This window comes from Arthrobacter sp. TmtSoilC79, from assembly GCF_059739405.1.
This window is the reverse complement of record NZ_AP046051.1, coordinates 1-13,813: the sequence shown is the minus strand read 5'-3', so window position 1 is coordinate 13,813 and position 13,813 is coordinate 1. Positions and strand designations below refer to the sequence as shown.

Here is a 13,813-nt window from a genome sequence, read left to right as displayed (position 1 = left end):
GCTGCTAGTCAGCCGAAACGACGATGTGACGGCCTGCGCCTTCGCCTTCGGACTCGGAAACGAACCCAAGGTCAGCAACGGCGTCGTGAACGATCTTGCGCTCGTAAGCACTCATCGGTTCAAGGGCGACGGTACCGCCGTCGGACTTGACCTTGGCTACGGCGTCTTCGGCGATCTTCTGCAGAACGCCGGCACGTTCCTTGCGGTATCCGTTGATGTCCAGGACGAGGCGTGAACGGTTCTCCGTCGCAGAGAGTACGGAGAGGCGAGCCAGCTCTTGCAGAGCCTCCAACACTTCACCGTCACGGCCCACCAGGCTATCCAACGCTGCAGATTCTTCATCGGCGCCGATGGAGATGTAGGTGCGTCCGTTGCGGACCTCAATGTCGATGTCGCCGTCGATATCGGCAATATCCAGGAGTTCCTCGAGGTAGTCGGCGGCGATATCGCCTTCCTCCTCGAGACGGCTGGCCGTCTTGGACTGCGTCTCTTCCTGCGTTTCGTCCTGGTCTTCAGTCACAGCGGCGATAACTTCTTCAGTGCTCTCGGCAGACATTACTTCTTCTTCCTGTTCTTACGTTGTGGCTGGACGCGCTGTGCACGGATCTCGGCGGCTGCAGCAGCTGCAGCTTCGGCTTCCGCGGCGGCGTCGGCGGGCTTCTTTCCACCCAGGAGCGGCGGTAGGCCCTTGGCGGCGCGGCGCTCTTCCAGTGCCTTAGCGGCAGGGGAACCCGGGGTGGGCATACGGCGAATGACGAAGAACTGCTGGCCCATGGTCCACAAGTTGGTGGTGGTCCAGTAGATCAGGACACCGATCGGGAAGTTGATGCCACCGATACCGAAAACGAGCGGCAGGATGTAGAGCATCATCTTCTGCTGGCGCATGAACGGGCTGGCCATAGCCTCTTCGGACATGTTCTTGGCCATGATCTGCTTCTGCGTAATGAACTGCGAGGCCGTCATGGCAACGATCATCACGATGGAAAGAACTACTACCGAGATGTTTCCGGCACCACCGTGGAGCAGCGCAGAAGACAGCGGCGCACCGAAGATGCTCGATTCATCGAACTCCACTACCTGCTGGGCGCTCATCGCACCGATGCCATTACCGGCATTCTTTGCGTTCGAGATACCCGACAACACCTGGAACAGCGCGAAGAAGAACGGCATCTGGATCAGCATCGGCAAACATGCCGAGAACGGGTTGGTCCCGTGCTTCTTGTACAGCGCCATCTGTTCCTGCGCCATGGCCTGGCGGGACAGCTGATCGGTCTTGCCCTTGTACTTGGTCTGAAGTTTCTTCAGGTCCGGCTGCAGCAGCTGCATGCCGCGCTGCGCTTTGATCTGCTTGACGAAGACGGGAATCAAGGCGGCACGGATCACCAGCACGAGGCCGATAATGGACAAAGTCCACGTCCAGCCGTTCGCGGCGGGCAGGCCAATGAAGCTCAGTCCCTCGTGGAAGCCAACCATGATGATTGACACCAGCCACTTGAACGGAAACATGATTGTTTCAAAGAAGTCCATACGATATCCCTATTCGTTAGGCCGCTGCGCGGCCTTCTTCATCAGCCTGAGCAGCCAGGAACTGGTCCGGATTGTTCAGTACAACAATTGTGGGCGTCCGGCCTTCAGGCCAGTGACGATGACCGGCGGGGACGTGGTCCACTCCGCCGGCGTTCCAAGGATGGCATTTGGCGAGCCTTTTGGCTGCGAGCCAGCTGCCCTTCACGGCGCCATGCACCGTTACTGCTTCCAGCGCGTACGCGGAGCATGAGGGAAAGAACCGGCAAACCTGGCCGTACAGGGGCGAGATGACCTTGCGGTACGTCTTCAGCAAAAGAATAAGGATGTTGCGGGGCAGCTCCCACAGGAACATGCCTACCGCCGCCGGAAGGCTCCGATGCGGAACCTTGCCGGAGGGGTCGCTTGAGGAAGGAACGACGGCGGTGCTTATGTCATGCACGCGGTGTCCCTTCCGTTGTGGTGCCGTGGTGTTCGGTCGAAGCATTGCGTGGAGCTGAGCCACCCAATCGCTTCGTCGTCACAGCCAGCGCGGCGTTGTAGTCGGAGAGCAGTTGCTCCCAGCTGGCAGATGCAGCTGCGGGCAATGCCCGGACCACCACCGCCAGGCCGGTTCCATGCGTGTGCAAGGAAAGTGCGCCTGCTTCTCTCAGTCTCCTCTTAACGAGGTTCCTGGTCACAGCGTTCCCGACGGCTTTGGAGACAATGAAACCGATTCGACTCGGCTCCCCGGCCCCGATAGAGGCCGTATATAACACTAAGTTCCGGCGTCCATTGCGGACGCCGGAACGTACAGTTGTTGAAAAGTCGGTAGACGTCCGCAGACGGTTAGGGGTGGCTAGCACCGTCGAACCCGCAAAAAGACCCTGACCGACAAGTCAGTTGTTTACGCCGACAGTTCGACGCGGCCCTTGCCGCGACGGGCAGCCAGGATGGCGCGGCCGGCACGGGTGCGCATACGAAGGCGGAAGCCGTGCTTCTTGGCCCGACGGCGGTTATTCGGCTGAAAAGTCCGCTTGCTCACGTTAGTTACTCCAGTGGATCAAAGGTGCGCCCACCCGATCAAAAAAGGGGAAGAACTGGCCGACGCTAAGTTTTGTATGTGCCTGCCGCCGTTGCCTTCCGTACGGTGAACGTACGGGGTTACAACTGATCTCAAAAGCGGACACAAAGGACTTCACAACGTTAGGGCAAAAAGGCACCCACAGTCAAACCGGGAGCCTGCCGCGGAGCTATCCACAGCTGTGCCCAACCCATGTTCCCAGCCTGTGGATGAAGTGGCTCACAGACCGTTTCGAAGAACAACAACGGTGTAATTATCCACAGGCAACTTCCCAGCTATCTTCTAGCGTTTCCATCCCCTAGAGTGGCTCAGTAGCCCAATGTCCACCCGCTGTGTATAACTCTGTGGATTATCGCCCAGAACAGAGCGGCCGGAGAGACTTCGGCTGCCAGCAACGCCGGCAAGCAAGAATTTAGGAACTGATTGATGACAGTAGACGAAGCCAACCACGCCAACACTGTCGGAAGTTCCTGGCGCAGGGTGCTGAGCCTCATGGAACAGGACGACCGGGTTTCACCCCGTCAGCGCGGTTTCGTCATCCTCGCCCAGGCTCAGGGACTCATTGGTTCCACACTCTTGGTGGCCGTTCCCAACGAACTCACCCGCGAAGTCCTGCAGACCCAGGTCAAGGACGCCTTGGACGATGCACTCCGCAGCGTCTTCTCCGACGACATCCGCTGCGCGATCGACGTGGACACCGATCTGGTGCCCGTCCATGCAGAGCCGGAGCCCGTCGTCGAGCTTTCCGCTGTGTCCGACTTCGCTGAGCCGAAGCCACAGCCCACTCCGCCCAGCACCTCGCATGAGTTTGGCCGGCTCAATCCCAAGTACATTTTCGACACCTTTGTGATCGGCTCTTCCAACCGCTTTGCGCACGCGGCCGCCGTCGCCGTCGCCGAAGCGCCGGCCAAGGCGTACAACCCGTTGTTCATCTACGGCGACTCCGGCCTGGGCAAGACCCACCTGCTGCACGCGATCGGCCATTATGCCCGCCGGCTCTACAGCGGGATCCGTGTCCGCTACGTGAACTCCGAGGAATTCACCAACGACTTCATCAACTCCATCCGTGATGACGAAGGCACCAGCTTCAAGACCACGTACCGGAATGTCGATGTGCTGCTGATCGATGACATCCAGTTCCTGGCGGGCAAGGACCGGACCCAGGAGGAGTTCTTCCACACGTTCAACGCCCTGCACAATGCCAACAAGCAGGTTGTCATCACCTCGGACCAGCCACCCAAGATGCTCGCCGGCTTCGAGGACCGCATGACGTCCCGTTTCGAATGGGGCCTGCTGACGGACATCCAGCCCCCTGAGCTTGAGACCCGCATTGCGATCCTCCGCAAAAAGGGCCTCAGCGAAGGCCTGTCCGCACCGGATGACGCCTTGGAGTACATCGCGTCCAAGATCTCCAGCAACATCCGCGAACTTGAAGGTGCCCTCATCCGGGTCACGGCCTTCGCCAGCCTCAACCGCCAGCCGGTGGATGTGGCCCTGGCGGAAATGGTGCTCAAGGACCTGATCACTGATGACGGAGCCCAGGAGATCACCGCGAAGCAGATCCTGGACCAGACAGCGGACTACTTCAAGCTCAGCATGGAAGAGCTCTGCAGCAAGTCCCGCACCCGCACGTTGGTGACCGCCCGGCAGATCGCGATGTACCTGTGCCGCGAGCTGACTGACATGTCCCTGCCGAAGATCGGCCAGGAACTTGGTGGACGCGATCACACCACGGTCATCCACGCTGACCGCAAGATCCGCGAGCTGATGGCTGAGCGTCGTGTGATTTACAACCAGGTCACTGAGCTCACCAACCGCATCAAACAGCAGCAGCGCGACTCCTGACATCCACAACGCAGGCGCCACTACATACCTTATTAACAGGTGCATGTGGATAAGCCTGTGGATACTTAAGGGGACAAGCTAGGTTAATGGGCTTAAAACCCTTAAGGCGCCTGTGGATCGTTAAAAACCGCCCTGGGAGTTGTCCCCATCCACACCCTGTTTAAAACCCAGTTAACACACAATCCGTGAACAGGGCTTAACCGCGGAACGACGCGGCGGGATCGGGTTATCCACAGTTTCCACAGCAGTTATTAACACTACGAATCCCAAAAAATTGAAATCCCTCAAATAACAATCTCGTTCTGCCACCTCCCCGCCCCGGCGGAAGCAGACCAACCAGAGGTCCCAAGGCCGGCTTCCGGCTGTCCACATACGCGGGGTCCGGCCAAGCGGGGATGGGTTAATCGCGGATGTTCCGGCTAAGCTGTCAGCAGCGCTCCCATCCTTGGGTCTGTTTGTAGTTCGCTCAGTGCGGACCATGCAGGTTCCGGTGCCGGATTGCGAAGTTTTAGCGATTCCAAGCAGGAATCCGCAGGTACTACATGGCAGCAGCAATGAAAGGCGGCACCCCTCCGTGAAGTTCAGAGTCGACCGCGACGTCCTGGCAGAAGCCGTTACGTGGACCGCGCGGTCGTTGTCTCCGCGGCCGCCCGTACCGGTACTTTCCGGCCTCCTCCTCAAAGCTGAGGCAGGAACAGTCAGTCTCTCGAGCTTTGACTACGAGACCTCCGCACGCTTGGAAATTCCTGCTGACATCGCTGTCGAGGGAACCATCCTGGTGTCCGGGCGCTTGCTGGCTGATATTTGCCGCAGCCTTCCTTCAGCTCCCGTGGAAGTGGAGACCGATGGCAGCAAGGTGACATTGACCTGCCGCCGAAGCAGCTTCCACTTGGCCACCATGCCTGAGGGTGAATACCCCGCACTCCCGGCACTGCCCACCATCAGTGGAACGCTGCCCGGCGATGCGTTTGCCCAAGCTGTTTCCCAGGTAATCATTGCGGCCAGCAAGGATGACACCCTCCCGATCCTCACCGGTGTGCGCATGGAGATCGAGGATGACCTCATCACCCTCCTTGCCACCGACCGCTACCGGCTCGCCATGCGCGAAGTTCCCTGGAAGCCGGTCACACCAGGAATTTCCACAAGCGCCCTCGTTAAGTCCAAGACGTTGAACGAGGTTGCCAAGACCCTTGGTGGCAGCGGTGACATCAACCTGGCCTTGGCGGATGACGACAGCCGGCTCATTGGTTTTGAAAGCGGCGGACGCACCACCACCTCACTCCTGGTGGATGGTGATTACCCCAAGATCCGTTCACTGTTCCCGGATTCCACGCCCATCCACGCAACAGTCCAGACCCAGGAACTGGTTGAAGCTGTTCGCCGTGTGTCCCTCGTCGCAGAGCGGAACACTCCCGTGCGTTTGGCCTTCACCCAGGGTTTGCTGAACCTCGACGCCGGCACCGGCGAAGACGCCCAGGCGTCCGAAGAGCTCGAGGCCCAACTTTCCGGCGAAGACATCACTGTTGCCTTCAATCCTCACTACCTTGTTGAAGGCTTGAGCGTTATCGAGACCAAGTACGTGCGCTTCTCCTTCACCACGGCTCCCAAACCGGCCATGATTACGGCCCAGGCTGAGGCTGACGGAGAAGACCAGGACGATTACCGCTACCTCGTCATGCCGGTCCGCCTCCCCAACTAACCGAAACGTACCCGCCACCTTCGCAGAAAAGAGTTCCCACTGTGCACATCGGTCTGATCGGCCTCGGAAAAATGGGTTTCAACATGCGGCAGCGCATGCGGAACGGTGGAGTCGAAGTTACTGGTTTCGACCGCAATCCGGACGTCACCGATGTTGCTTCCGTGGATGAACTCATCGCAGCGCTTCCCAGCCCCCGGCTGGTGTGGGTCATGGTTCCCTCAGGTGCGATCACCGATGCCGTGGTCAGCGAACTTGGCGAGAAGCTCAGCCCCGGCGACTTGGTCATCGACGGCGGCAACTCACGTTTCACGGAGGACCAGAAGCACGCCGCTGCCCTTGCCGAAAAAGGCATCCGCTTTGCCGATTGCGGTGTCTCCGGTGGCGTTTGGGGCCTTGAGAATGGTTACGGCCTGATGGCTGGCGGCGCAGATGAAGACATCGAACTGGCAATGCCGGTTTTTGATGCCCTCCGGCCCGAAGGCGAACGTGCCGACAGCTTTGTCCACGTTGGCGGCGTGGGTGCCGGCCACTACGCAAAGATGGTCCACAACGGCATCGAATACGGCTTGATGCAGGCCTACGCCGAAGGCTATGAACTGCTGGCGGCCAAGGACATCGTGAAGGATCTTCCAGGGACTTTCCGCGCCTGGCAAAAGGGCACGGTCGTGCGGTCCTGGCTGCTGGACCTCATGGTCAAGGCACTTGACGAAGATCCGGGCCTGGCTTCGATTGACGACTACGTTGAGGATTCCGGCGAGGGCCGGTGGACCGTTGAGGAAGCAATCGCCAACGCAGTGCCGGCGCCGGCCATCACTGCCGCGCTTTTCGCCCGGTTCGCTTCCCGCGAGGATAACTCTCCTGCCATGAAGATGGTCTCTGCCCTGCGCCACCAGTTCGGCGGACACGCCACCCGTCCGGCCAACTAGGCCGCAGGAGTCCTGCAAACGGCGTGTACCTCGAACATCTTTCGCTGACGGACTTCCGCAGTTACGCACAAGTCGACCTCAAACTCGGCCCTGGTGTGACTGTCCTGGTTGGTTCCAACGGAATTGGCAAAACCAACCTGATGGAAGCAATCGGATACCTGGCGACCCTGAGCTCCCACCGGGTCAGCACGGACGCACCGCTGCTGCGCTTCGGTGCCGAGCGCGCAATGATCCGGGCCAGGCTCGTTCGTGGAGAACAATCCACGATGCTCGAGCTGGAAATCAATGCCGGGCGAGCCAACCGTGGCCGTATCAACCGCGGAAATCCGGTGCGTGCCAGGGACATTCTGGGGATCTGCCACACGGTGTTGTTCGCGCCGGAGGATTTGGCTCTGGTCAAGGGCGATCCCTCGAACCGCCGCCGATTCCTGGACGAGCTGCTGGTCAGCCTGGTTCCACGGCATGCAGCTACGCGAAGCGACTACGATCGCGTCCTGAAACAACGCAACGCCCTCCTGAAATCTGCCCGTGCGGGTAAGTTCACTGCCGGCCATGAGGCAACCCTGGACGTTTGGGACCAGCACATGGCCCGGGCCGGGGCCGAGCTGCTCCATGCCAGGCTGGAACTGGTGGAACGTTTACGTCCGCACCTGAACAGCGCCTACGCGCAGCTCACTGATGGGTCCAAGGAGGCAGGTGCGGTTTACCGCTCGACCATCCAGGGCGTACTGGACGACGACGGCGGTCCCGCCGATCCTGGTACGGAACCTTCGGCGTCGGTTGATGACCTCCGGCTGCTGTCCATTGACGAACTCACCGAACGCTACATCCAGGCATTCGCAGCATCGCGGAAAAAGGAGCTGGAACGCGGCATCTCCCTGGTGGGTCCGCACCGCGATGAACTGGAACTGGTGTTGGGCCAAGCTCCGGCCAAGGGCTACGCGTCCCATGGCGAGACGTGGTCCATGTGCTTGTCCCTGCGCCTGGCTTCCTATTATGTGATGCTCGATGACGCGCGCACCGGGGGCACCGCTCCGATCCTGATCCTGGACGATGTGTTTGCCGAACTTGATGTACAGCGCCGGCGTAAACTGGCTGCAATAGTCGCCGGTGCCGAGCAAGTACTGGTGACTGCCGCCGTCGACGCCGATATCCCCGAGGAGCTGGCCGGACGGCGCGTAACCGTTGTTCCGGGAGGCATCGATGGCGAAGGATAGCCGCGACGGACTTCAACCCGGCCGCGATCCGGACGAAATCGACGCCGCCCAGGCGGCGCTGAACCGGATGCGGGAGGCTGCGGCCGCCCGCGGCGAAGTCCGGCAGCGCGCGCCCAGGCCCGGATCGGCCCCTAAGCGGAAGGGCATCCGGGACACCAGGGGTTTTGCGCAATTCCATGGAAGCGGCCGGGATCCCTTGGGCCTGGGCAACGTGGTGGGACGCCTGGTGGCCGAGCGGGGGTGGACGTCGCCTGTGGCCGTGGGATCCGTCATGGCCGAATGGGAAACCCTCGTTGGACCGGACATTTCCGCCCACTGCACGCCGGAGAGCTTCACGGACACAACGCTCCATGTTCGCTGCGATTCCACGGCCTGGGCTACGCAGCTTCGTCTGCTGAGCAGCAGTCTTTTGGAGATGTTCCGCAACGAACTGGGCGAAGGCGTAGTGACCAGCATTCAAGTGCTGGGTCCTTCGGCTCCGAGTTGGCGAAAGGGCGGGCGCAGCGTGAACGGTCGCGGACCGCGGGACACTTACGGCTGAACGGCGTGCAGGGCGATTCAACGCCCCGGAGTCGTATAGGCCCCCATCGGGACCACCGCAGGGCCATTGCAGATAGGGCCAGCGGCCTCCCACGGCCATATTCAGCTCTGGGCTGCCCCCGTATTTGCAAGGATTTGTGCGTTTCCACGATAGAATTGGTGTAGATCACTGAGCGCCGGTGAAACGTCGTTGGGGTTCCTGGATCCACTCTTGTGGCAGGGTACCCCCTTCGTCCGACTAGTCGGCGCAATCAGTCACGTGCCCGTTGACGGCTGCGGTTCGCCGTGGACACCACCGGGAACGGCCGACATCGAGTACAGAGGAGTCGAAAGCGCCTGTGGCTAACGACAATGCAGAGACCTTGGCAGTAGAGCCCGAAGAGGAGACTGTTCCCAAGCCTGACACGCCTGAGGTGGCGCCCAGGGAGTACGGTGCCAGCGACATCACCGTGCTGGAGGGCCTCGAAGCGGTGCGCAAACGCCCCGGCATGTATATCGGATCCACCGGCCCCCGCGGCTTGCACCACCTGGTTTATGAAGTGGTGGACAACTCTGTTGATGAGGCGTTGGCCGGCTACTGCAGCCACATCGAGGTCACGCTCCGTGCCGATGGTGGCGTGCGGGTTGTTGACGATGGGCGCGGCATCCCCGTGGACATCCACCCCACCGAAGGCAAGCCGACGGTTGAAGTGGTTATGACCATCCTCCACGCAGGCGGCAAGTTCGGTGGCGGCGGTTACGCAGTCTCCGGCGGCCTCCACGGTGTGGGTATCTCCGTGGTGAACGCTTTGTCCCGCCGTGTGGACACGGAAGTACGCCGGCAGGGCCACGTATGGCGGATGACCTTCGCCGACGGCGGCAAGCCCCAGGGCGAGCTGGTCAAGGGAGAAGAAACAGACGTCACCGGAACGTCCCAGACGTTCTACCCGGACGGCACCATTTTCGAGTCCACCGAGTTCGACTTCGAAACCCTCCGTGCCCGCTTCCAGCAGATGGCCTTCCTCAACAAGGGCCTGCGGATCACGCTGACCGATGAGCGTCCCGCTTCCCGCGACGGCGATGGCGACCTCGACCTGGATGCCGTGGCCACGGAAGGTGAAGTAGCCGCCGAACACAGGACCGTGGTGTATCAGTACCCGGATGGCCTGTTGGACTACGTCAAGCACCTGAACTCGAACAAGAAGGTGGAGATCGTCCACGAGGACGTCATCGCTTTCGAAACCGAAGACACCGAGCGGCACATCGCCGTCGAGGTTGCCATGCAGTGGACCACTGCGTACTCGGAAAGCGTCCACACCTACGCGAACACCATCAACACGCATGAGGGTGGAACGCACGAAGAAGGCTTCCGCGCCGCGATGACCTCCCTGATCAACCGCTATGCGCGCGAGAAGAGCATCATCAAGGAAAAGGAAGACAACCTTACCGGTGATGACATTCGTGAAGGCCTGACGGCTGTTATTTCCGTCAAGCTTTCCGAGCCGCAGTTCGAAGGGCAGACCAAGACCAAGCTGGGTAACTCCGAGGTCAAGGGTTTTGTCCAGCGCGTCGTCACGGATCAGCTGGGTGACTGGCTGGAGCGTAACCCCGGTCCTGCCCGCGATGTCATCCGGAAGGCCATTTCGGCTGCCCAGGCACGCATGGCTGCCCGCAAGGCACGCGATAACGCCCGCCGAAAGAGCCCGCTGGAATCCTTCGGCATGCCCGGCAAGCTTTCCGACTGCTCCTCCAAGGATCCGTCTCGCTGCGAGGTCTACCTCGTAGAGGGTGACTCCGCCGGTGGTTCGGCCAAGCGTGGCCGCAACCCCGAAACCCAGGCCATCCTGCCCCTGCGCGGCAAGATCCTGAACGTGGAACGTGCCCGCTTGGACAAGGCCTTGGGGAACGCGGAAGTCCAGTCCATGATCACGGCATTCGGCACGGGTATTGGCGAGGACTTCGATATAGCCAAGCTCCGGTATCACAAGATTGTGCTGATGGCCGATGCTGACGTTGATGGCCAGCACATCACCACCCTCTTGATGACACTGTTGTTCCGCTACATGCGCCCACTGATCGAGAACGGCTACGTCTACCTGGCCCAGCCGCCGCTCTACAGGATCAAATGGTCCAACGCTGCCCACGATTACGTCTACAGCGACCGCGAACGTGATGAAACCATCCGCAAGGGTGCCGCGATGAACAAGCGACTCCCCAAGGACAACGGCATCCAGCGCTACAAGGGTCTGGGCGAGATGGACTACACCGAGCTATGGGACACCACCATGGATCCGGATCGCCGGACGCTGCTGCAGGTCACCATGGATGATGCCTTGGCTGCCGACCAGACCTTCTCCGTCCTGATGGGCGAAGACGTTGAGTCGCGCCGAAACTTCATCCAGCAGAACGCCAAGGACGTCAGGTTCCTCGATATCTAGGGCTCCGCAAAGGGCTTTGAATATTCCAGAACTGACATATACCTGAAACGGAAACCTTAGATTATGAGTGACGAAACTCCCGAAGTCCCGGCGGAATCGAACGACGCCGAGGATGTAGTTCTTGAGGGTGATGTGCTGACCGACCGCGTCGAGCAGGTGGACCTGCAGACCGAAATGCAGCGGTCCTACCTGGACTACGCCATGGCCGTCATCGTGGGCCGCGCCCTTCCGGATGTCCGGGACGGCCTGAAGCCGGTGCACCGCCGCGTTCTCTACGCGATGTTCGACGGCGGATACCGTCCGGACCGCTCGTTCAACAAGTGTGCCCGCGTGGTGGGCGATGTCATGGGTACGTACCACCCGCACGGTGACATGGCGATCTACGACGCTTTGGTGCGCCTGATCCAGGACTGGACCATGCGGTACCCGCTGGCTCTTGGCCAGGGCAACTTCGGTTCGCCCGGCAACGACGGCGCTGCTGCTCCGCGTTACACCGAAACCAAAATGGCGCAGCTGGCCATGGAGATGGTCCGGGACATCGACGAGGAAACCGTCGACTTCCAGGACAACTACGACGGCAAGAACCAGGAACCCACCATCCTGCCGGCGCGTTTCCCCAACTTGCTGGTCAACGGCTCCTCCGGCATCGCCGTCGGCATGGCCACCAACATTCCGCCGCACAACCTTCGCGAGGTCGCCGAGGGTGTCCAGTGGGCACTTGAGAACCCCACGGCCACGCGCGAAGAGCTCCTTGAAGCGCTGCTGTTGCGCATCAAGGGCCCGGATTTCCCCACCGGCGCCACCATCCTGGGCCATAAGGGCATCGAGGACGCTTACCGCACCGGCCGTGGATCCATCACCATGCGTGCCGTGGTCAACGTCGAGGAACTCCAAGGCCGTACCTGCCTGGTGGTGACCGAGCTTCCGTACCAGGCAAACCCGGACAACCTGGCCATCAAGATTGCCGAACTGGTCAAGGACGGCAAGATTTCAGGCATCGCGGACCTTCGTGATGAAACCTCGGGCCGTACCGGCCAGCGACTGGTGATTGTGCTCAAGCGCGATGCCGTTGCCAAGGTGGTCCTGAACAACCTTTACAAGCACACGCAGTTGCAGGACAACTTCTCGGCGAACATGCTGGCAATTGTCGACGGCGTTCCGCGCACCTTGAGCCTTGATGCCTTCATCCGGCACTGGGTTGCGCACCAGATGGACGTCATTGCCCGCCGTACCCGGTACCGCCTGCGCAAGGCCGAGGAAGAAGCGCACATCCTGCGCGCGCTCCTCAAGGCCCTGGACATGCTGGATGAAGTCATTGCGCTCATCCGTGCCTCCAACACCACAGAGGCTGCGCGTGAAGGCCTCATGGAGCTTCTGGAGATTGACGAGCTCCAGGCCCGGGCCATTCTGGACATGCAGCTGCGTCGTTTGGCCGCCCTGGAACGCCAGAAGATCCAGGACCGCCACTCCGAGCTCGAAGCGATGATCCAGGAATACAACGCGATCCTGGCTTCCGAAGAGCGGCAGCGCCAGATCATCAGTGAGGAACTTGCCGAGATCGTCGCCAAGCACGGCGACGACCGACGCACCCACATCCTGATGGGTTTCGACGGCGACATGTCCATGGAAGACCTGATCCCCGAAGAGGAAATGGTTGTCACCATTACGCGTGGCGGCTACGTCAAGCGCACGCGCAGCGACAACTACCGTTCCCAGCAGCGCGGCGGCAAGGGCATCAAGGGTGCCCAGTTGCGTGGCGACGACGTCGTGGAGCACTTCTTTGTCACGACCACCCACCACTGGTTGTTGTTCTTCACCAATCTGGGGCGCGTCTACCGTGCCAAGGCATACGAGCTCGCTGAGGCGGGACGCGATGCCAAGGGCCAGCACGTTGCCAATCTGCTGGCCTTCCAGCCGGACGAGCACATCGCCCAGGTCCTGGACCTGCGGGACTACCAGCAGGCTCCTTACCTGGTGCTTGCCACCAAGAATGGCCTGGTCAAGAAGACAAGGCTTGAGGACTACGACACCAACCGCACAGCCGGCGTTATCGCCATCAACCTGCGCGATGAGGACGAATTGGTCTCCGCCCAGTTGGTCAGCGAGACCGACGACCTCCTGCTGGTCTCGCGCAAGGGCCAGTCCATCCGCTTCACAGCCACCGATGACGCACTGCGCCCCATGGGCCGCGCTACGTCCGGTGTGACCGGCATGAAGTTCCGTGAAGACGACGAACTGCTTGCCGCGGATGTCGTCCAGGACGGTTCCTTCGTCTTCATCGTGACTGAGGGCGGTTACGCCAAACGGACCGCTGTGGACGAATACCGTTTGCAGGGACGTGGCGGTTTGGGGATCAAGGTTGCCAAGCTTGCTGAAGACCGCGGTGACCTTGTGGGCGCGTTGATCGTGCAGGAAGAAGACGAAGTCCTGGTGGTCATGGAGGGCGGCAAGGTGGTCCGTTCGGCGGTAACCGGCGTGCCGGCCAAGGGCCGTGACACCATGGGCGTCATCTTCGCCAAGCCGGACAAGAATGACCGCATTATTGAGGTTGCGCGCAACAGCGAACGCGGCCTGGAAGTCGA

At 60.9% G+C, this 13,813-nt stretch carries 12 protein-coding genes; 7 read left to right on the top strand and 5 right to left on the bottom strand.

Going from position 1 to position 13,813, the window contains the following annotated elements; translation table 11 throughout:
• Window positions 1-4 precede the first annotated feature (4 nt).
• From AC6JA3_RS00060 to rpmH, 5 genes are read right to left on the bottom strand one after another with little or no spacing between them, the layout of a single operon-like run.
• A complete protein-coding gene (locus AC6JA3_RS00060) occupies window positions 5-556 on the bottom strand; it encodes a Jag family protein (RefSeq protein WP_026541018.1) in 552 nt (183 codons plus the stop codon).
• Window positions 556-1,527 (bottom strand): membrane protein insertase YidC, encoded by a 972-nt coding sequence (yidC, locus tag AC6JA3_RS00055; RefSeq protein ID WP_026541017.1) that lies wholly within the window; start codon window positions 1,525-1,527, stop codon window positions 556-558. The genes AC6JA3_RS00060 and yidC overlap by 1 nt, the downstream gene beginning before the upstream one ends.
• 16 nt (window positions 1,528-1,543) lie before the next feature.
• Window positions 1,544-2,029 carry a membrane protein insertion efficiency factor YidD gene (gene yidD / locus AC6JA3_RS00050; protein ID WP_497919769.1) on the bottom strand — a complete coding sequence of 162 codons (486 nt, stop codon included), beginning with the start codon at window positions 2,027-2,029 and terminating at the stop codon, window positions 1,544-1,546.
• The gene (gene rnpA / locus AC6JA3_RS00045) at window positions 1,959-2,369 is read right to left on the bottom strand and encodes a ribonuclease P protein component (protein WP_026541015.1); all 411 of its coding nucleotides are present in this window, start codon (window positions 2,367-2,369) and stop codon (window positions 1,959-1,961) included. The genes yidD and rnpA overlap by 71 nt, the downstream gene beginning before the upstream one ends.
• Window positions 2,370-2,410: 41 nt before the next feature.
• Complete coding sequence (rpmH, locus tag AC6JA3_RS00040) at window positions 2,411-2,548, bottom strand: 50S ribosomal protein L34 (RefSeq protein WP_011776797.1); 138 nt, start codon at window positions 2,546-2,548, stop codon at window positions 2,411-2,413.
• Between the two features lie 465 nt (window positions 2,549-3,013).
• Here rpmH and dnaA point away from each other — a divergent pair, with 465 nt between their 5' ends.
• The 7 genes from dnaA to gyrA all read left to right on the top strand — a co-directional run.
• Window positions 3,014-4,432, top strand: coding sequence for a chromosomal replication initiator protein DnaA (dnaA, locus tag AC6JA3_RS00035; protein WP_026541014.1), 1,419 nt, complete (start codon window positions 3,014-3,016; stop codon window positions 4,430-4,432).
• 574 nt (window positions 4,433-5,006) lie between these two features.
• Window positions 5,007-6,131, top strand: a complete 1,125-nt coding sequence (gene dnaN / locus AC6JA3_RS00030; RefSeq protein ID WP_026541013.1) for a DNA polymerase III subunit beta — start codon at window positions 5,007-5,009, stop codon at window positions 6,129-6,131.
• 41 nt (window positions 6,132-6,172) lie between these two features.
• Window positions 6,173-7,057, top strand: a complete 885-nt coding sequence (gnd, locus tag AC6JA3_RS00025) for a phosphogluconate dehydrogenase (NAD(+)-dependent, decarboxylating) (protein WP_026541012.1) — start codon at window positions 6,173-6,175, stop codon at window positions 7,055-7,057.
• A gap of 23 nt (window positions 7,058-7,080) precedes the next feature.
• Window positions 7,081-8,274 carry a DNA replication/repair protein RecF gene (gene recF, locus AC6JA3_RS00020; protein WP_091550516.1) on the top strand — a complete coding sequence of 398 codons (1,194 nt, stop codon included), beginning with the start codon at window positions 7,081-7,083 and terminating at the stop codon, window positions 8,272-8,274.
• Window positions 8,261-8,815, top strand: coding sequence for a DciA family protein (locus AC6JA3_RS00015; RefSeq protein ID WP_026541010.1), 555 nt, complete (start codon window positions 8,261-8,263; stop codon window positions 8,813-8,815). The genes recF and AC6JA3_RS00015 overlap by 14 nt, the downstream gene beginning before the upstream one ends.
• Window positions 8,816-9,152: 337 nt before the next feature.
• On the top strand, window positions 9,153-11,231 hold the full coding sequence (gene gyrB, locus AC6JA3_RS00010) for a DNA topoisomerase (ATP-hydrolyzing) subunit B (protein WP_026541009.1): 2,079 nt from the start codon (window positions 9,153-9,155) through the stop codon (window positions 11,229-11,231).
• A 63-nt stretch (window positions 11,232-11,294) separates the two neighbouring features.
• On the top strand, window positions 11,295-13,813 hold a 2,519-nt coding region (gyrA, locus tag AC6JA3_RS00005), incomplete at its 3' end, for a DNA gyrase subunit A (protein WP_497919768.1).

Bases quoted from the DNA above. Each gene is read 5' to 3' on its own strand.
- AC6JA3_RS00060 (WP_026541018.1), bottom strand. From the start codon at position 556: ATGTCTGCCGAGAGCACTGAAGAAGTTATCGCCGCTGTGACTGAAGAC.
- yidC (WP_026541017.1), bottom strand. From the start codon at position 1,527: ATGGACTTCTTTGAAACAATCATGTTTCCGTTCAAGTGGCTGGTGTCA.
- dnaA (WP_026541014.1), top strand. From the start codon at position 3,014: ATGACAGTAGACGAAGCCAACCACGCCAACACTGTCGGAAGTTCCTGG.
- AC6JA3_RS00015 (WP_026541010.1), top strand. From the start codon at position 8,261: ATGGCGAAGGATAGCCGCGACGGACTTCAACCCGGCCGCGATCCGGAC.